Origin of the sequence: Aneurinibacillus sp. REN35 (genome assembly GCF_041379945.2) — a bacterium.
In the GTDB taxonomy this organism is placed as follows: domain Bacteria; phylum Bacillota; class Bacilli; order Aneurinibacillales; family Aneurinibacillaceae; genus Aneurinibacillus.
On sequence record NZ_JBFTXJ020000003.1, the window covers coordinates 430,782 to 449,612 of the forward strand.

17 protein-coding genes are annotated in these 18,831 nt (G+C 46.9%); 15 read left to right on the plus strand and 2 right to left on the minus strand.

Annotated elements, in window-relative coordinates; translation table 11 throughout:
• Positions 1–209: 209 nt before the first annotated feature.
• The 4 genes from AB3351_RS08585 to AB3351_RS08600 all read left to right on the plus strand — a co-directional run bounded on the left by AB3351_RS08585 (position 210) and on the right by AB3351_RS08600 (position 4,241).
• Entirely contained in the window at positions 210–1,946 is a 1,737-nt protein-coding gene (locus tag AB3351_RS08585; protein ID WP_371146711.1) for a 2-oxoacid:acceptor oxidoreductase subunit alpha, read from the plus strand.
• Position 1,947: 1 nt separating this feature from the next.
• Positions 1,948–2,814: a 2-oxoacid:ferredoxin oxidoreductase subunit beta gene (locus AB3351_RS08590; protein ID WP_371146712.1), complete on the plus strand. Its 867-nt coding sequence runs from the start codon at positions 1,948–1,950 to the stop codon at positions 2,812–2,814.
• 105 nt (positions 2,815–2,919) lie between these two features.
• The gene (locus AB3351_RS08595) at positions 2,920–3,660 is read left to right on the plus strand and encodes an MBL fold metallo-hydrolase (RefSeq protein WP_371146713.1); all 741 of its coding nucleotides are present in this window, start codon (positions 2,920–2,922) and stop codon (positions 3,658–3,660) included.
• Positions 3,657–4,241 carry a tRNA (mnm(5)s(2)U34)-methyltransferase gene (locus AB3351_RS08600; RefSeq protein ID WP_371146714.1) on the plus strand — a complete coding sequence of 195 codons (585 nt, stop codon included), beginning with the start codon at positions 3,657–3,659 and terminating at the stop codon, positions 4,239–4,241. Before AB3351_RS08595 ends, AB3351_RS08600 begins: the two co-directional genes overlap by 4 nt.
• A gap of 79 nt (positions 4,242–4,320) precedes the next feature.
• Here AB3351_RS08600 and AB3351_RS08605 read toward each other — a convergent pair whose 3' ends face one another.
• Positions 4,321–4,524, minus strand: coding sequence for a hypothetical protein (locus AB3351_RS08605; RefSeq protein WP_371146715.1), 204 nt, complete (start codon positions 4,522–4,524; stop codon positions 4,321–4,323).
• 262 nt (positions 4,525–4,786) lie between these two features.
• Here AB3351_RS08605 and AB3351_RS08610 point away from each other — a divergent pair, with 262 nt between their 5' ends.
• The 11 genes from AB3351_RS08610 (at position 4,787) to AB3351_RS08660 (ending at position 17,255) form a co-directional block, all read left to right on the plus strand.
• A complete protein-coding gene (locus AB3351_RS08610; RefSeq protein WP_371146716.1) occupies positions 4,787–5,149 on the plus strand; it encodes a response regulator in 363 nt (120 codons plus the stop codon).
• Positions 5,150–5,190: 41 nt separating this feature from the next.
• Entirely contained in the window at positions 5,191–5,649 is a 459-nt protein-coding gene (locus tag AB3351_RS08615) for a chemotaxis protein CheX (protein WP_371146717.1), read from the plus strand.
• A 167-nt stretch (positions 5,650–5,816) separates the two neighbouring features.
• Positions 5,817–7,340 (plus strand): tRNA (N6-isopentenyl adenosine(37)-C2)-methylthiotransferase MiaB, encoded by a 1,524-nt coding sequence (miaB, locus tag AB3351_RS08620; RefSeq protein ID WP_371146718.1) that lies wholly within the window; start codon positions 5,817–5,819, stop codon positions 7,338–7,340.
• 5 nt (positions 7,341–7,345) lie between these two features.
• On the plus strand, positions 7,346–7,801 hold the full coding sequence (locus AB3351_RS08625) for a RicAFT regulatory complex protein RicA family protein (RefSeq protein ID WP_371146719.1): 456 nt from the start codon (positions 7,346–7,348) through the stop codon (positions 7,799–7,801).
• 16 nt (positions 7,802–7,817) lie between these two features.
• On the plus strand, positions 7,818–8,606 hold the full coding sequence (gene cotE / locus AB3351_RS08630; RefSeq protein ID WP_371146720.1) for an outer spore coat protein CotE: 789 nt from the start codon (positions 7,818–7,820) through the stop codon (positions 8,604–8,606).
• 96 nt (positions 8,607–8,702) lie between these two features.
• Positions 8,703–10,148, plus strand: a complete 1,446-nt coding sequence (locus AB3351_RS08635; RefSeq protein WP_371146721.1) for a putative amidoligase domain-containing protein — start codon at positions 8,703–8,705, stop codon at positions 10,146–10,148.
• Between the two features lie 40 nt (positions 10,149–10,188).
• A complete protein-coding gene (gene mutS, locus AB3351_RS08640; RefSeq protein WP_371146722.1) occupies positions 10,189–12,924 on the plus strand; it encodes a DNA mismatch repair protein MutS in 2,736 nt (911 codons plus the stop codon).
• Positions 12,925–12,948: 24 nt separating this feature from the next.
• Complete coding sequence (gene mutL / locus AB3351_RS08645) at positions 12,949–15,039, plus strand: DNA mismatch repair endonuclease MutL (protein WP_371146723.1); 2,091 nt, start codon at positions 12,949–12,951, stop codon at positions 15,037–15,039.
• Between the two features lie 398 nt (positions 15,040–15,437).
• Positions 15,438–16,256, plus strand: a complete 819-nt coding sequence (locus tag AB3351_RS08650) for an NERD domain-containing protein (RefSeq protein WP_371146724.1) — start codon at positions 15,438–15,440, stop codon at positions 16,254–16,256.
• Between the two features lie 36 nt (positions 16,257–16,292).
• Positions 16,293–16,745, plus strand: coding sequence for a hypothetical protein (locus AB3351_RS08655; protein WP_371146725.1), 453 nt, complete (start codon positions 16,293–16,295; stop codon positions 16,743–16,745).
• A 213-nt stretch (positions 16,746–16,958) separates the two neighbouring features.
• Positions 16,959–17,255, plus strand: coding sequence for a hypothetical protein (locus AB3351_RS08660; RefSeq protein ID WP_371146726.1), 297 nt, complete (start codon positions 16,959–16,961; stop codon positions 17,253–17,255).
• Between the two features lie 448 nt (positions 17,256–17,703).
• Here the strand turns inward: AB3351_RS08660 and AB3351_RS08665 are convergent, their stop codons facing one another.
• Complete coding sequence (locus AB3351_RS08665) at positions 17,704–18,186, minus strand: hypothetical protein (protein WP_371146727.1); 483 nt, start codon at positions 18,184–18,186, stop codon at positions 17,704–17,706.
• Positions 18,187–18,831 lie beyond the last annotated feature (645 nt).

Sequence of the window (18,831 nt, forward strand, 5' to 3'; positions counted from 1 at the left end):
TTCAGCCAAGGGTTGCAATTTACGGGTAGGAGGACTACAATGAATAAAGTTTGAAGTACACAATTTGTTCATATTTTTTAAATAGATACATATAGTAGGTGACCTGGAAAATGGAAGAGGGCTCAAAACTGTGGTGTATCTGTTTAGAAAATGGTACACTTTTCAGCTGAAAAGAACGAGCGATCTATCGTCTTGAAGGGGTGGAGTTCATGATTAGTCAACTTTCTTGGAAAGTTGGAGGACAACAAGGTGAAGGGATTGACAGTACAGGCGAAATTTTCGCGATTGCGTTAAACCGTCTCGGGTATTACTTATATGGTTATCGCCATTTCTCTTCCCGTATCAAAGGTGGTCACACCAATAACAAAATTCGTGTCAGCACTAAGCCGCTAGGTGGAATTTCAGACAATCTCGATATTCTCGTGGCATTTGACCAAGAGACAATCGATGTAAACAGTCCGGAACTTCGCAAGGGCGGAATTATCATTGGTGATGCAAAATTCAATCCGAAAGCGCCTGAGGGAGCGGATGTTCGTCTATTCTCTGTGCCTTTCACTGAAATTGCCGAAGAACTTGGAACGTCTCTTATGAAAAACATGGTAGCGATTGGAGCTTCCAGCGCCCTTTTGGGTCTGCCAGCGGAATCATTCGTTGAAGTAGTGAATGAACTGTTCGGCAAAAAAGGCCAAAAAGTGGTTGAGAAGAATATGGAAGCGATCAAGCGCGGTGCCGAGTATGTAAATAAAGAAGCAGGCGGTCCGATTGAAGACCTTCGCTTAGAAGCTGCAGATGGCAAGCAGCGTATGTTTATGATCGGAAACGATGCCATCGCAATGGGCGCATTGACAGCAGGCTGTCGCTTTATGCCGGCGTATCCGATTACTCCAGCTTCTGAGGTAATGGAGTATCTGGTTAAGAAGCTGCCTGAATACGGCGGTACGGTTATCCAGACAGAGGATGAAATCGCTGCAGTAACGATGGCAATCGGCGGGAACTACGGCGGTGTTCGTACATTGACTGCATCTGCAGGTCCTGGTCTTTCTCTAATGGCAGAAGCAATCGGCCTTGCAGGGATTACAGAGACTCCGCTTGTCATTGTAGATACACAGCGCGGCGGTCCATCTACAGGTATGCCGACAAAGCAAGAGCAATCTGACGTAAATGCGATGATTTATAATACACATGGTGAGATTCCAAAAGTAGTATTGGCGCCAAGCACAGCGGAAGAAGCGTTCTACGATACAGTAGAAGCGTTCAATATTGCTGAGGAATACCAAGTTCCTGTTATCCTATTGACAGATCTGCAGCTATCCCTGGGTAAGCAAAGTGTTGAACCGCTTGATTTAAGCCGTGTTGAAATCCGTCGCGGTAAATTCATGGGCGGACAAGAGCTTCCAGAGACAGACAGCGAAATGTTCAAACGCTATGAAGTAACCGAAGATGGTATCTCACCTCGCGTGGTTCCTGGACAAAAGTATGGTATTCACCACGTAACAGGTGTTGAACATACAGATACAGGACGCCCGACAGAAGATCCGGTTATTCGTGTGAAGCAAATGGACAAACGTCTTCGCAAACTCGATAATCTGAAAGTTGATACACCTGTATATAAAGATGCACCAAATGAAGAAGCAGACCTGCTTGTTGTAGCAATGGGCGGTATTCGCGGTGCGATTACAGAAGCCAAAGGACGCTTAGAAGCTGAAGGCCTCAAAGTGAACCAAGCCCATGTCCGTCTCATTCATCCATTCCCGGCAGCGGAAATGAAAGAATTGATGGAAAAAGCGAAAAAAGTGGTCGTAATCGAGCACAATGCAACAGGTCAATTGACTGACCAGCTCAAACTGCACGCAGGAATGGCTGAAAAAATCAACAGCATTTTGAAATATGATGGTAACCCATTCTTGCCTGGTGAAATCTACAATAAATGCAAGGAGCTGTTGTAAGATGGCAACATTCAAAGAGTTCCGCAATAGCGTTAAACCTAACTGGTGCCCAGGCTGCGGAGATTTCTCCGTACAAGCGGCAATTCAACGTGCTGCAGCAAGCGTAGGGCTTGAGCCTGAAAACTTGGCTGTTATATCAGGTATCGGCTGTTCAGGTCGTATCTCTGGTTACATTAATGCATACGGCGTTCACGGTATTCATGGACGTTCACTGCCAATTGCACAAGGTTTGAAAATGGCAAACCGCGAGCTGACAGTTATCGCTTCCGGCGGTGACGGCGACGGGTTTGCAATCGGTATGAGCCACACTATCCATGCGATTCGTCGCAATATGGATATCACATACATTGTTATGGATAACCAAATTTACGGTCTGACAAAGGGACAAACGTCTCCACGTTCGGCTGAAGGCTTTGTAACGAAGTCTACGCCAAAAGGTTCCATTGAGCCATCCATGAAGCCGCTTGAGCTTGCTCTTGCAGCTGGAGCGACATTCGTAGCGCAGACCATGTCGAGTGACTTAAAAGGCATGACAAGCTTAATCGAGCAAGGCTTAAATCATAAAGGCTTCTCGCTGATCAACGTGTTCAGCCCATGCGTAACATTCAACAAAGTGAATACGTATGATTGGTTTAAAGAGCATGTGAAAAACTTGAGCGATGTGGAAGGATACGATCCGCATGACCGTATTGCCGCTATGCGCGTTCTGATGGAGACAGAAGGCTTGGTAAATGGTCTGATCTACCAAAACACAGAACGTACTTCTTACGAAAGAATGGTTCCAGGCTTTAAAGAAGAAGGTCTTGTTAAACAAGATCTGACAATGGACGAAGAAAACTTCAAAAAGCTTATGAGCGAGTTCATGTAAGAAACAAACATACAAGCCGACTGCCGCATGGTGGTCGGCTTTTTCTTTCGTTGATTTTTCTGCTACTATGTGTATAGATAAAAACGAATGAAAGGATGGATGCATATGAAGCTGACCGTTTTAGGATACCAGTCACCGACACCAGGCCCCGGAGGAGCGACTCCAGGCTATTTGCTGGAGACAGAGCAAGGGAAGCTCTTGATTGACTGCGGCAGCGGTGTATATGCACAGCTAATGAAATACATTCGCATTGAGGAGTTGAGCGCCGTCATCCTGTCCCATTATCATCATGATCACATATGCGATATGCCGATTCTTCAGTACGGTATCATGATGGCTGAAATATTCGGCAAGCGAAGCGGAACACTGCCGGTTTATGGACCGCATGAACCGCAGGATTGGGCAAAAAAAATGAACTACCAAAACTATACACGACTGCACTCGTTTGCGGAGCGGGATGCAGTGGAAGTGGCGGGGGTTACGATAACGTTCCTGCGCACAAACCATCCGCTGCTTTGCTACGCAATGAAAATTACTGATGGAAAAAAAACGATTATATACAGCGCGGATACAGGTCCTGAAACGAATTGGGATGGATTTGCGAACGATTGCGATTTATTTATTTGTGAAGGAACATTTACCAATCAGTACGTGCCTAAGGGAAAGCGCGGACACTTATCGGCACGTGAGGCGGCACAGACTGCGGAACGTATCGGTGCGAAGCGTCTAGTCATTACGCATCTATCTCCTGATATAGAGCGTATAGCATATGAACAGGAAGCCGTTACAGGCGGCTTTAGCGGTCCGTGGGACCTTGCGGCGATCGGGCAGGTGATTACGATTTGAATACGACGCAAAATGAAAAGCGGTCCCGTCTTCCCCGTATTACTGAGATGGCACATCAATTGCTTGCAGCACGGATTCAACGAGGTGACATCGTCGTGGATGCCACGGCAGGGAACGGGCATGACACGTTGTTTTTAGCCGAATTGGTAGGCGATATGGGACAGGTGCATGCTTATGATGTACAAATTGATGCCATCAAGACAACAGGAGAACGTCTGATGACGCAAGGATATGAGAACAGGGTCACTCTGCATCACGACTCCCATACAGCTATCAGAGAATTAGATGATGCCCTGCAAGCCGTCATCTTTAATCTTGGATATTTGCCTGGTTCGGATAAAACGGTCATTACGAAGGCAGATGATACCATCGCAGCCGTCGAAGAAGCGCTGTTACATCTTCGATCGGGAGGTATCGTAGTGTTGGTCGTATATGTAGGCCACACGGGAGGAGAAGCCGAAGCGAAAGCGCTGGAAGCTTATGTACGGGCATTGCCGGTGCGTGACTACCTTGTGCTGAAGTATGAGTACATAAACCCGGATAATCGACCGCCATATATTATAGCGATTGAAAAGAAATGAACACAGCAAAAACAGCAAAAACAGCATACGAAAACAAACTGGCAAAGAGGGGTACGCGGCTGCGTATCCCTCATTTATTTTATGCCCGGTTTCCTGGTAGACCTGCTTTTCGTTGGAAGGGAACTTTGACGTTTTTAAAACCGGCATTATGCGGCGTGGATTGATTCTGCTGCGTGTGTGCCTCCCGAGCGCGCGGTTTTCCGGGCGGCTTATACAATTCCGTCGCAAATTCAGCACGGGCAAAGTCCCGCTTGTTGTGGAAAATGTCATGGTTATTTGGCATTACGGTCACCTCCAGGTTTTTTTCGGGGCGTACAAGTAGTATATCCGTTGCGCGATACCGCATAGGTGTTAATATTTACATGGCTCGCCTAGGATTGTAGTATGATTGAATTCATACGAAAAAATTGCAAATGAAGGAATTGTTCCTGCATTTTTGGTTGAAACATTGCAAATAACTGGGTATAATCGCCTAGTAGAGTATTATTAGTTGTCGTAAGTAACAGAAAGAGCATCAGCAATCTGAAGGCTTGGGAGGAAGAAAGATGAGCAAGCGTATTTTAATTGTAGACGACGCATCGTTTATGCGGATGATGATTAAAGGCTTTTTAACAAAGCATGGATATACGATAGCAGATGAGGCTTCTAACGGAGCAGAAGCGGTTGAGAAGTATAAGCAAGTATCCCCAGATCTTGTTACGATGGATATTACGATGCCTGAGATGGACGGAATTGAAGCGGTAAAAGCCATCCGGCAAATGGATCCAAATGCAAAAATTATCATGTGTTCAGCGATGGGTCAGCAGAACATGGTTGTACAGGCCATTCAAGCTGGCGCCCGTGATTTTATCGTAAAGCCATTCCAAGAAGACCGAGTGATTGAAGCGATCAAAAAAGTCCTTGCGTAAAGGCGCGTGTGAGAATAGTTGGATAATTAGGGGTGGGGAGAATGCAAGCGGATCAAATTAATGCGATTTTGTCTGGTACACGCGGAGTATTGGAGAACCACTTGGGCATGCAGGTAATGACGGGCAAGCCTGCCCTGCAAGCCAATCCGGTATTTTCCGGGCAAGTGTCCGTCATTGTAGGAATGACAGGTTCGGTGAAGGTGGATTTAATTCTTGGTATGACACAGCAATCTGTATGTGCCATTATCGGTAGAATGTTTGGCGGAATGAATATTGAGGAGATTGACGAGATGGGCTGGAGCGCCTTTTCCGAGTTTGGAAACTGGGTGGGTGCGGCCTGCTGCACGGAATTGATTAATAACGGCTACGAAGTGAATATCACGCCACCGATTATTAATGAAGGCGAAAGCCGATTCCGCTCGATAAACAAGTTTCTCAGCATCCCATTTCAAGTAGATGAAAATGAAATCATGGTTCATGTAAGTGCGCAACAATCATAGTTAAAGGCCGCCACATAAGGCGGTCTGTTTTTTTATTTCATAAATATTATAGTAAAAAAATACTGCGTATTAATACAAATAAACTATGGCAAAACTTTCTTTGTTTTTACGGACGCGTTTTTGTATAATTTTTATCGTATCCTATTATTGCTTTAGCGGAGGTTTGTATGACACAGAACACAATCAATAACGGATCTTCTTCCGCGGACTTAAAATCCGCTTCGAAGAAGGAAAAAGATTATAGCAAATACTTTACAGGTACGGCACCAAGCATGAAAGACGCGAAAAAGCGGACGAAGAACGGGATTGCTTATGATGAATTTGAAGGGATTTCAGATGAGCTGAAAGAGTTGGGTAAAGGTCGCACATTCATGATTCGCACATACGGCTGCCAGGCCAACGAGCATGACACGGAAACGATTATCGGTCTTTTGCAGAGCATGAATTTCACGCCGACGGAGGAGGAAAAAGAGGCGGATATTATCCTTTTCAATACGTGTGCAGTGCGTGAAAATGCAGAAGACAAGGTGTTCGGCGAACTAGGACGCCTGAAGCATCTCAAAAAGGAAAAGCCGGAGCTGATTCTTGGCGTATGTGGCTGTATGTCGCAGGAGGAAGCGGTCGTACAACGCATCCTCAAAAGCTATCAGCATGTCGACTTAATTTTAGGTACGCATAACATCCATCGTCTGCCAATCCTTGTGCGCGACGCATTCTTCAATAAAGAGATGGTAATTGAAGTATGGTCAAAAGAAGGGGATGTTGTCGAGAACATGCCGAAGGTACGCAAGGAAGGTCTGCGTGCATGGGTCAACATCATGTATGGCTGTGATAAGTTCTGTACGTACTGTATTGTGCCGTATACGCGCGGGAAGGAGCGAAGCCGCCGTCCGGAAGATGTCGTGGCAGAAGTTCGTGACCTTGCACGCCAAGGCTACAAGGAGATCTACTTGCTTGGCCAAAACGTAAACGCCTATGGTAAGGACTTCACAGATATTGAATACGGTTTTGGTGACCTGATGGACGAGGTACGTAAGATTGATATTCCACGCATTCGTTTTACAACAAGTCATCCGCGTGACTTCGATGATCACCTGATTGAAGTGCTCGCTAAAAAAGGAAACCTTGTCGAGCATATCCATCTGCCAGTGCAGTCCGGAAGCAGCGAAGTGCTAAAGAGAATGGCACGTAAATATACGCGTGAGCAGTATCTTGAACTCGTACGCAAAATTAAAGAAGCCATTCCGGATGTTGTATTAACTACAGACATTATTGTTGGCTTCCCTGGAGAAACAGAAGAACAATTCTTGGAGACGATGTCGCTTGTCGAAGAAGTAGGCTTTGATTCGGCCTATACGTTCATCTATTCTCCGCGTTCAGGCACGCCGGCCGCGGTTATGGAGGATGATGTGAGTGAAGCGGAGAAGAAGGACCGTCTGCAGCGTCTTATCCAGCTTGTAAATCGTATCGGTCGAAAGAATAATGAATCACTTAAGGGCCAAGTGCTTGAGGTATTGGTTGAAGGACCAAGCAAGAACAACCCAGAAGTGATGACAGGCCGTACAAGAACAAACAAAATTGTCCATTTTACAGGCTCTGAAGACTATATTGGAAAGCTGATTCATGTTAAAATAACAGAGCCACAGACGTGGACACTATACGGTGATGTGGTAACCAAAGTAGAGGTGTAATGCTGATGGAAGAGAAACAGGAACGTACATTTGATTATTCATCCATTATGACGCAGGCGAAGGACTTGGCTGTGCTGATTGCAAGCTCGGAGGAAGTGGAGCGCTTTAAGCAGGCGGAGGAGAAGATCAGCGGGAATGCGCGTGTGCAGGGCTTGATTGCTAAGATTAAACAAAAACAAAAGCAAATCGTAAAGCTTGAGCATAACCGCCGTTATGAAGAAGTTCCGGCTATCGAGCAAGAGATCGATGCGCTGCAGGATGAGCTGGATTCAATCCCGATCGTGCTTGAGTTCAAGCAGACGCAGCAGGATATTAATGAGTTGCTGCAGATGGTAACAAGCATTATCGCCAACAAAGTATCCGAGGATATTATCGTTTCTACAGGCGGGGACCCGCTGTATAACGAGACAGGATACCCAAAAGCAAAGCCGGAAGGCATGGGCGGCTGCGGCAGTTGCTAGTATGAGAAGTGTATGAATGAAACGTCATTCCGCTATTGGAATGGCGTTTTTCTTTGTTTTGTTAGATTGTACGCTTCCGATGGAACTACGCACCCCAGGCGCTTGCCCTGCATATTTATGGATTATCAGTTGTGAAGCTGATCGGGGCGGGATGGGCGGCTTGCGGTACGGAAAGACACTTTTGTGCTGCACCCGTGATGATCGCCCTGCATACACATGTAGGGAAACGCTGTATGGAGGAGGTAACAACATGCCGAGTATGAATAAAGAGAAGGAGTGCCGGGAAATTGTGACCAAGGCCGTGTGCGGCCGTGGACGCAAGTTTTCCGAAGCTATCCATACTGTTACCCCATCCCACAAGGCGGTCACCATTTTGGGGGCCTGGGTGATCAAGCACACCTATCGGGCTGACAAGGTGGGCGAATCGGTTGAGGTGAGCGGATCGTACGAATTGAATATCTGGTATTCGTACAATGATAACACAGAGACTACTGTGTTGAAGGATACCGTTAAATTCGTCGAAGCCATTCCTCTCTCCTATTATGACCCGAACTTGCGTGGAGATGTGGAAGTGACGGCGCGTGTGACGCAGGAGCCGAACTGCGTAGAAGCAAAAGTAAAGTCCGGCGGAGGAATTGTGGTTACGGTTGAGCGTGAGTATGCGGTAGAAATCATCGGGGAGACGAAGCTGTGTGTCTGGATTTGTGACACCTGTGATGATGGAGAAAAAGATGATGTCTTTACAGATGACTTCGAGGAGCTGGATGATTTCGCTGATCTTGATCCTGATTCGTTCCTCGACTAGCGGCACATGCGAGGGTTGTAACCGTGGGAGGGAGCGTCCTCCCTTTTTCTTTTGTCTTTATTTTATGTTGTACTGATGAGGAAGGGAAGCGGGAGCATGACTTGTTTTTTGCTGTATAGTCAAGATGATGTCCCTGCTGCGCCGCTTTTGGAGAAGTGGCCGGGCGGCTCGGGAACGTTGGTAACGGAGCGATCCGAACTTGTGGTGCAATGGGGCGATGCGGGAGTCTCTGCGCATGAACGTCATTTCGTGGTGCTCAATACCCGAGAGGCGCTTGCGAACGCAGCAGATGATACGATTGCATCGCAAATGCTAGGAGATATTGCGATTCCGTATGCGGGGGATAATGGGGGCGGCATTGCAACAATCCGACGTTATATTGCGATTGTATTTCAGCAATCGGTAGTAGGCGTATATCGTTCCTCAGGACGACGGTTATGGCTTAATGATCGCGTGCGGGAGGGCGAAGACAAGTATGAGGAAATCGAAGTCGATCCAAAAATGCGGGAGATGCGCAGGCTTAGACAGTATGCAGTGCGAAGCGTCTATGCGTTGGGACTTGACTTTGCGGCGGTGTATGTAGGAGTAGATGTACACGGGACGATGCGGGTTTTGCGTGTAGCTCCCACATTCACAATGACTCGATCGCTTGCTCAAAAGTTCGTTGCATGTGTGGAAGGATTCTGGCATCAATATTGTACGCAGAACGAGACGATAACCTTGGGGACGGATGTCGAATTTGTACTGCGAAATCCCGCAGGGAAGCTGGTGTTAGCTTCCGATTGTTTTGCAAAAGAAGGAAGGGTTGGCTGTGATCGTGTGTGGCTGCGTGGAGATGAGTCTAGGACTTGTCTGCCGTTGGCCGAATTGAGGCCTGCACCGGCGGATGATGCAAAAGTTTTATTCAAGAATTTATACCAGGCGATGATGAGCGGCGTACAAAAGGTAGGTTCGACACAGATTGGATGGCTTTCCGGCGGCATGCCGCTCTTGGGGTATCCGATGGGAGGACACATGCATTTTACAGGCATAGCGCCGACTACGCAGCTGCTGCGAGCGCTCGATGCCTACTTAGCGCTATCTGTATTTATGATTGAAAGTTCGCATTCTCTAGCAAGAAGACCGCGCTATGGACAATTGGGCGATATGCGTATGAAAGCGCATGGGGGATTTGAATATCGGACGCTGCCAAGCTTTCTTGCTTCGCCCCAGATCGCGCGCGGTGTGCTGGCTTTAAGTCATGTGATCGCGTATTCATATCGGGAATTACGGGCGCTTCCACTGCTTACGCCTGATTTGCATCATGCCTTCTATCGTGGGGAGCGTGAGGCCTTTACTTCACTTCTGCCCATGCTGTGGAAGGAGCTGCGCCATACGGACGGATACGCTCGCTATGCTTCTTATCTAGACCCATTTGCACTTCATGTATTAAACCGAAATGAATGGAGTGAGCATATAGATATTCGTTTTGCCTGGAAGCTGCCGCCGTTTCAGCCTGAGCTTGCGTCTGCACATCGAGCCTATGAACACAGTATGCTATAATAAAAAAAGAGAAAATGTAGGCACAGGAGAGAATAAATTTATGAAATATACCCCTATGATCCAGCAATACCTCGCGATTAAAGCCCAGTACAAGGACGCTTTTTTATTCTTTCGAATGGGCGATTTTTATGAGATGTTCTTTGAGGACGCGCTGACAGCATCGCGGGAGCTAGAAATCACGCTGACCGGACGCGAAGGGGGCGGCGAGGAACGCATCCCAATGTGTGGCGTGCCGCATCATTCAGTTGATACGTATATTGCCCAGTTGATTGAGAAGGGTTATAAGGTTGCGATTTGCGAACAGGTAGAAGATCCGAAGCAGGCGAAAGGCATCGTGCGCAGAGAAGTGACGCGTGTCATTACTCCTGGTACAGTGATGGAAGGGAAATTTCTGCAGGACAAAGAAAATAATTACTTGCTGTCTGTGTTCCAGCATGAGGAAACTTTTGCACTTGCTGCATGCGATATTTCTACTGGCGAATTCTATGTGACAGAGGTAGGGACGCAATCGCAGTTGTTAGATGAGATTATCCAGTATCGCCCTTCCGAGGTTGTGCTGTTTACGGTAGAGGAAGCAGAGGCAGATGATTCGCTAGACAACCACTTTGCTTTATATTCGATGGTGGTTACGAAACGTTCGATTGCCCCGGATGTACTGGCAGAGGACACCTCCGCAGGGTTTAGCGCGCTGTTCAGCAGCGTAGGACAGGAGCGGGAGGGTACGCCATCCATGCTAGCTGCGGCATGGGGGCTACTATCCTACTTGCAGGAGACGCAGAAGCGTTCGCTGGATCACCTGCACAGTGTAAATATATACGAAGCGGCTGCTTATATGGTGCTGGATCAGTTTACCCGCCGTAATTTAGAGTTGGTTGAGACGATTCGTGATAAGTCAAAGAAAGGTTCGCTGCTCTGGCTGCTTGATCAGACGGCGACTGCGATGGGAGGTCGTCTGCTGCGCCGCTGGATTGACAAACCACTCGTAAGCAAAATGGAGATCGAGCGGCGGCAGGCGGCGGTGCAGGCACTCTTAGACGGATGGATGGCTCGTGATGAGCTGCGCACCTCCCTGAAGGAAGTGTATGATTTGGAGCGTCTGGCTGGGCGCATCGCATACGGTACGGCCAGTCCGCGCGATTTGATTCAGTTGAAGGCATCGCTTGCGGCCATTCCATCGCTTAAGAGGATATTGCGGGAGCTGTCCGGTGGTGCTGCCGCACTTAAAGAGGCAGCGGATCGGCTGGATCCGTGTCCGGACATTATCAACATAATTGAACAAGGCCTTGTAGATGATCCGCCCATTGCCATAAAGGAAGGCGGGCTGATCAAAGAGGGCTATCATGAGCACTTGGACAAGCTGCGCACTGCAAGCCGAGAAGGGAAGCAATGGATTGCGAATCTGGAGCAGCAGGAGCGTCAGGCAACAGGTATTCGTTCACTAAAAGTAGGATATAACAAAGTGTTCGGCTACTATATTGAAGTTACCAGAGCGAATCTCTCCGCCCTGCCGGAAGGTCGCTATGAGCGCAAACAGACACTAACCAACGCAGAGCGCTTCATTACGCCGGAGTTAAAGGAAAAAGAAGCACTCATTCTAGAAGCGGAAGAGAAGCGCTCCGGGCTTGAATATGAACTGTTTGTAGCGATTCGTGAGAAGGTCGCAGCCCAAATCAAACGCCTGCAGGCATTAGCGCTGCAGGTAGCAACGGTGGATGTGCTGCAGTCGCTTGCTACGGTCGCACAGGATATGCGATATGTGAAGCCTGAAATCGTAACGGAAGGCTCGCTGGTCATTCAGGATGGCCGCCACCCGGTTGTAGAAGCGGTACTGCGCGGAGAACCGTTCGTGCCTAACGATACAGAGCTTGGTGTAGACCAGCAAATCCTGCTGATTACAGGACCCAATATGGCGGGGAAAAGTACGTACATGCGCCAGGTGGCATTAATCGTCATCATGGCGCAGATGGGCAGTTTCGTTCCTGCAGAGTTTGCACGGGTAACGCCAGTGGACCGGATATTTACCCGGATTGGGGCAGCGGATGATTTAGTAAGCGGCCAGAGTACATTCATGGTGGAAATGAAAGAGATTGAAGTGACGCTGACCAACGCGGGAACACGCAGTCTGGTCATTATTGATGAACTGGGACGCGGAACATCCACGTCAGAAGGGATGTCGATTGCGCAGGCGGTGATCGAGTATCTGCACCATGATATTGGCTGTAAGACGCTTGTATCCACACATTACCATGAGCTGTCACATCTGGAGACAACACTGCCCCGCTTAAAAAACTTTCATATGGCAGTAAATGAGACAGAAGATAACGTGGTTTTTCTGCGTAAGCTGATAGACGGACCGGCAGACAAAAGCTATGGCATTTACTGCGCTCAACTTGCAGGCTTACCGCCGCGTATCATCGACCGCGCCAATCAACTGCTAGATGAGTATGAGGGTGCTGTGGCGCGTGAAGTGCTTGATGGAGAGCCGATACCGCAGAAGCAGACGGATGCTGCATCGAAAGCGACGAAGCAGGTAGAAGAAGAAAATAGTGAAGAAGTGCAGAACCCAGGTTGTGTATTCGCTGCTGCGGCAGCCGAGGAAGCAGAACAGCTTGATTTATTCGGTGAGCCGGTTCGCCTGCAAGCGAAGAAGGCGGAGCGTCCAGTACTTGATAAGACTGAAGAGAAAGCACTTAAGAAATTACGTGATGCGGATTTGTTGAATATGACGCCGATGCAGGCGATGAACTTTTTGTTTGAGTTGAAGCGGCATATCTAACGGACAGGCAAGGAGGGGATGTCCGTGGCACACATTCAGGTAATGGATGCCCAATTGGCGAACTTAATTGCGGCGGGGGAGGTTGTCGAGAGGCCTGCTTCCGTCGTGAAAGAACTGGTGGAAAATGCAATTGATGCAGGAAGCACGCGGATCGAGGTTCATCTCGAAGAAGGGGGTCTTGCTTCCATCCGCGTGGTTGATAATGGCTATGGCATGGATGAAGCGGATGTGCGTTTGGCGTTTGAGCGGCATGCGACCAGCAAGCTGAAGCGGGAGCGTGACCTGGCTCATATTCGGACACTAGGATTTCGCGGGGAGGCGCTGCCAAGCATTGCTGCGGTCTCTAGGACAGAAGTCAAAAGCACACCGCAAGGCGAGAAGGGCGGAACTCGCATTCGCATTGTCGGAGGTGCGGAAGAAGTATGCGAACCGACGGCATTTCCTCGCGGCACGGAGGTAGTCGTAGCTGATTTATTTTATAATACGCCAGCTAGGCTCAAATACATGAAGACGATTCACACGGAAGTTGGACATGTCTCAGATGTAATGAATCGATTGGCGCTGTCGCATCCGGATATCGCATTTCTGCTGACGCATAATCAGAAGCAGCTGTTGCGCACATCAGGCGATGGGAAACTGCTTCACGTGATTGCGGCCGTTTACGGCATGAATATTGCTCGCAATATGGTCGAAATCAAGGCGGAGTCGCTTGACTTTACAGTGCGCGGCTATCTTGCAAAGCCGGAAATTACCCGAGCCAGCCGTTCGTATATCTCGACGCTGATTAACGGCCGCTATGTCCGCAGCATGGGCGTGGCAGGGGCGATTCTACGCGGTTATCATACGCTGCTGCCGATCAACAGGTATCCGATTGCTGTGCTGTCGATTGAGATGGAACCTACATTAGTCGATGTGAATGTTCATCCGGCGAAGCTAGAAGTGCGCTTTAGTAAAGACCAGGAGCTCTATGCTTTTATCGAACAGGAGGTCCGTCGGGTGTGGAGCGGGCAGAAATTAATTCCCGAACCCAGTGCACAACGTTCTGCTTCATCCAGTCCACGACCTAAAAATAATGAGTATCAAGCATCAATGGATTGGACGTTATTTGTACCGGATAAGGAAAATCGAAGTGAGGGAGCCGCCGCTTCTATGTCTCAGGAGTGGAGAACGCAGGCAGCGCAACCACCGCAAACAGCTTCTGTACGTGAACCTTCGTACAAGAGAACAGATCCGCTTGAAGAAGAGATGGATGCCATGAGGATGCCCGCCTCTCCATGGTCTACGCAAACCGATGATATGTCCGCAGCACATAGCCAGTTGGAAGCGGAACAAAGCGTGGAGGAGCGCCGTACTCATTCCTATGAGGTCAAACGCACAGAGACGGTAGAGGCGGAAGCAAGTCTGTATCAGACTGAACCGGGTTCGGGATATGTTGCAGAACAGAAGATGGAGGCTGTAGAAGCGCCTGCTTCTGCGGACGCAGCGCCAGCACGGGAGATGGAAGAAGCAGCAGAACGTACTTCTACACCGCGCGTACCAGAGATGTATCCGCTTGGACAACTGCACGGTACGTACATTCTCGCACAAAATCAGGATGGGATGTTTATGATTGACCAGCATGCAGCTCAGGAAAGAATCTTCTATGAATACTTCCTCAATAAGCTTCGTCAGGAAGCTATTGAGAGCCAGGATCTCCTCATTCCGATTACGCTGGAGTTGACAGTGGCGGAAGCGGCTGCTGTAGAGGAAGGGCGGGAATGGTTTGAGCACGTAGGGGTTCATATGGAGCCGTTTGGCACGAACAGCTATATCATTCGCTCTCATCCGCGCTGGCTGCCGCGTGGGGAGGAAGAGGCGATTCTGCGCGAGATGGTAGAGATGGTGCTGACATCAAGAAAAGGTATTGACGTAGTAAAGCTGCGTGAAGCGGCGGCTATTACGATGTCCTGCAAAGCGGCGATCAAGGCAAATCGGTATTTAAACCATGCCGAGATGGAGGCGCTGATTGAGCGGCTACGTCGTACAACCAGTCCGTTTACGTGTCCACATGGTCGTCCCATTATCATTCATTTTTCCACGTATGATATTGAGAAGATGTTTAAGCGAGTCATGTAATCACATCTGAATCACGTATGATAGACAAGAACCGGAAAGCCTAGGAATACCAAGGGTTTTCCGGTTCTTTATTTTGATAAGGAACAGCAGAAAATCGAAAATGCTCACATTTTGCTCACATTGATTTTTTCTTGGCTGTTTGGAAGGCTTGTTCGAATCGATCTGGGGACTATTTTTATTTATATTTCTTTTTGATGTTCCCATGGACGTACCTCCCTATTTCCTCTTTTTCGATTCAGTATCTCTAGAGTTAGATTATATTACCAAATTATACCCAAATCCCAAATATTATAAATAAAATATAGGAAATTAGACATAGATAATGTAAATTAGTAGTAGATAATTCATAGAAATCAGAGAAGCAACTTACAAGATTAGCAGAAAGGGGTGCAACATCAGTGGAGTACATTTTACTATGCGGGATCATTTTACTGCTCTTTATCCTGGCACAAATCAAATCTGCCGGAAAGAAAAAGGGGAAGCGCCACAGAGCGCCGGATTACTCAAATGAAAAAGCCGAACGTAAAGGTCGGATGGGGGAAGCAATTGTACAAGACATCCTCTCACGGCTGGGAGATGAGTACATAAGTCTACATGACGTCATGATCCAGGGAAACAGCGGACGCACTTCACAGATCGACCATATCGTATTATCTCCATACGGTATCTTCATCTTGGAAACGAAAGCGTACAACAGTTATATCAAAGGCTACGAGGACGCAAAGAACTGGGTTCAGTTTTTGAAGAATGGTCAGCGGCATGAGTTTTACAATCCAATTAAGCAGAACGAAGGACATCTTAAGGCGCTGCGGGCTGTACTGAATGATATGGATAGATCACTACCGTTCATCTCTATTGTTGTATTCGTCGGGACGAAGGATGTAGAAGTAGAAGCGACAAAAGCAATCGTGGTACGGGAGAATGATCTTCTGTCTGCGATCCAGAAGCATACAGAGCGAAAAATGCCCGTTGAGCAAGTATATAAGACGGCAGATGTTCTGCGGGAAGCAAATATCAAGGGTGAGAAAGCGCGAGAGCAGCATGTTGTTGACATTCAGAAGCGTACAGAGCAAGTGGAGAATGGGATATGTCCGAGTTGTAACAGCCCGTTAGTAGAGCGCAACGGGCAGTATGGGACATTCCTGGGATGCTCGGGGTATCCGCATTGTAAGTTCAAGGTAAGCCTAAAACAGAAGAAAGAGGCTGTACCGTCATGAAGTGAAGGGGCATTTTAGGATTATGGAGGGGAAAATATGAGTGGCGGAATTTTTCTGCTTCAAGATAATGGTCAGGTCGTTGACATGAGACAACAGCCTTTTCAATCTGAGGAGTTTCTACAGTATCTAATTGCAGAGCATCCTGAGCTTCTTGCTGGTGACCAGTTTGTAAATACGTCGCCTCGGCGTTTTCTTTTAATTTCACGCGAGATGGGTCTAGCGTCTATAGAAGACGGTGGTGATAGATGGGCAATTGATCATTTGTTTGTAGATCAAGACGCTATTTTAACCGTCGTCGAGGTTAAACGCAGCAGCGATACACGTATTAGGCGTGAGGTTGTCGGACAAATGTTAGATTATGCCTCAAACGCAGTAGTATACTTGCCGATTGAGAAAATTCGAGCACGATTTGAACGGAGACATGAAGATCCGGAAGAGCGGTTTCATGAGTTTATCGCAGATAATGTGGATTACGACATGTTTTGGTAAAATGCGGAAACAAATCTACAAGCGAACAAGATTCGGTTGATATTTATTGCAGACGACATTCCTCAAGAATTACGCCGGATCATTGAGTTTCTCAACGGAAATATGAGTTCTGTTGAAGTGTTAGGGATTGAAGTCAAACAATATGTAAATAAAGAGACGGGCCTTAAGACTTTGGTTCCGCGATTTGTGGGACAAACTTCGGAAGCTCAAAGAGTGAAGCGAAGTTATTCAAAAACACCAACGGAGCTAGGGGAGTTGAGAGATAGTGTGGTTGTACAATTATCTGATGCGCAATATCGGATTGACCAATATATGAACTATACAGTTAAGGTATACAATACAAGCCATAACATTGAAGAAAAAGCCATGCCAGCATTGAAACGGATAAACAAGGAGTTGGTTCTTGGCGTAGAAGAAACAAATTCATACGGAAAGCCGCGTAATACTCGCCAACTAGGGGACTGGGTAATCAAGGAGATTAGGAAACAAGGGAAGTTTGTAAAGGCGTAATTCTATACCCCCTTTCAGCTGCCGAGACCTTCTCGACAGCCTGAGAATACATGAGTAACAGAACGATTCAGGTTTTCTTCAGTAAGAGTTAAAGAGACAGCCCTTTTAGGAGGTCAAAAAGCACTTGTTTTTAAAATAAAGAATATAATTTAAACCCTGTTACTGTAGGTTCAAGAATAGTGCAGATTAATTTCTTGGATGCTGCGTAGTGCCAAATAATCCAGCAACTATTGGAACAATTCCAAAGCAATTTACTTTATATAGCCAAAATGGGATAGGTACACTAAAGGAAGAAGGTGAAGTCATACTACACTGAGTGATCGAAAATGAAGAAGAATTGGTTGCAAGAGCGATTCACGACATGATCTTAGAGGCATTCAGGTTACACGCGCATTTTTTAGAAGTACTCACACAGGAAACTCTCTTGTTAAATATCGTGAATATGAGATTATAAATACTTCGTATTATGCTGGTCTAAATCCTCTGTCCCTACAAAATACCTGCGAAACTTATCTGTCAAATCTTCATCTTTACTGAGTAATAAAGTTAATGTAGAGTCCCAGCATACTAACTCAACCGTAGCAAGGGGATGTTGGATTTGGGGTGCTGCTATCCAGAAGCCACGGTTGCCATCGGCAAAAGGCTCAACATCCAGATTGTCTAGATCGATGGTTATGTCTTTCTTAAAACCTGATAATACGCCCCAAATGAATTGGATTTTGTACTGATAAACAATACGAGTCAGTTCTTCACCAGTAATCCAAGCAGCTGTTCGGCTGTTGTTATATAAAATTTCTTCTGGTTCATAATGTAGCTCTAAATTTGTCAGCAGCCAATTAAATTTTTTCTGTTTCCCTTCAAATGCATCAAATACCATGCGTAAATCGGTAGGATATTTCATTTGATCATAGTTTTCTAGAATCGTATTCATGCAATCCTCCTCTATATTTACATTCAAATTGTTAAATAAGACAGCTATTTTCTCCCAACGAAAAAACCATTGTAGTGAGAGCCAAATCGGAAGGGTTAGCTTCATGTAATTAAATCAGCTTAGGTAAAAGAATAAAAGCGAAGAACCCAGCAATATCAGGGGTTTTTCGCCTGTTTTGTTCATCTACTCTATACACTTTCTCAAGACGTTGGCACTTCGAAACTGGTCGCCCAAGAATACAGAGAATTGGCAAAGGTGGTCGGACTTCGGGCGCATCGAAAAATCGCGAATGATGATGAGTCAGGCGCGGCGTCTTTACAAAGAGCACGGGCTTGCAGTTCATTGATGGAAAGCTTAATCCGTGGAAGTAGATCAGATGAAGTAGTGGAAGAGGAAATAACGTTTCTTATAAATCCTTTTTCTTCTTATTTTCCCGAAGCGGAAATAGGCTCCAAATGTTGAGCAGAAATTCTATAAAGGGGTTAAAAAGAAGACGATATAGAACACGGAAAAACAAAGCAACGGCATGAAGTATAGCTTCTAATAGCTCAATCATATATCACCTCATATTTAATAAAAGTATCCTTTCTAGATTGGCAGTTTCTGCATTGGTAGCGACTACGGAGTATCAATATTTTACCATGA

What these genes read in the sequence shown, in the direction of transcription:
- AB3351_RS08585 (WP_371146711.1), top strand. Translation starts at nt 210, where the DNA reads ATGATTAGTCAACTTTCTTGGAAAGTTGGAGGACAACAAGGTGAAGGG.
- AB3351_RS08590 (WP_371146712.1), top strand. Translation starts at nt 1,948, where the DNA reads ATGGCAACATTCAAAGAGTTCCGCAATAGCGTTAAACCTAACTGGTGC.
- AB3351_RS08595 (WP_371146713.1), top strand. Translation starts at nt 2,920, where the DNA reads ATGAAGCTGACCGTTTTAGGATACCAGTCACCGACACCAGGCCCCGGA.
- AB3351_RS08605 (WP_371146715.1), bottom strand. Translation starts at nt 4,524, where the DNA reads ATGCCAAATAACCATGACATTTTCCACAACAAGCGGGACTTTGCCCGT.
- AB3351_RS08610 (WP_371146716.1), top strand. Translation starts at nt 4,787, where the DNA reads ATGAGCAAGCGTATTTTAATTGTAGACGACGCATCGTTTATGCGGATG.
- AB3351_RS08615 (WP_371146717.1), top strand. Translation starts at nt 5,191, where the DNA reads ATGCAAGCGGATCAAATTAATGCGATTTTGTCTGGTACACGCGGAGTA.
- miaB (WP_371146718.1), top strand. Translation starts at nt 5,817, where the DNA reads ATGACACAGAACACAATCAATAACGGATCTTCTTCCGCGGACTTAAAA.
- AB3351_RS08625 (WP_371146719.1), top strand. Translation starts at nt 7,346, where the DNA reads ATGGAAGAGAAACAGGAACGTACATTTGATTATTCATCCATTATGACG.
- cotE (WP_371146720.1), top strand. Translation starts at nt 7,818, where the DNA reads ATGAAACGTCATTCCGCTATTGGAATGGCGTTTTTCTTTGTTTTGTTA.
- AB3351_RS08635 (WP_371146721.1), top strand. Translation starts at nt 8,703, where the DNA reads ATGACTTGTTTTTTGCTGTATAGTCAAGATGATGTCCCTGCTGCGCCG.
- mutS (WP_371146722.1), top strand. Translation starts at nt 10,189, where the DNA reads ATGAAATATACCCCTATGATCCAGCAATACCTCGCGATTAAAGCCCAG.
- AB3351_RS08655 (WP_371146725.1), top strand. Translation starts at nt 16,293, where the DNA reads ATGAGTGGCGGAATTTTTCTGCTTCAAGATAATGGTCAGGTCGTTGAC.
- AB3351_RS08665 (WP_371146727.1), bottom strand. Translation starts at nt 18,186, where the DNA reads ATGAATACGATTCTAGAAAACTATGATCAAATGAAATATCCTACCGAT.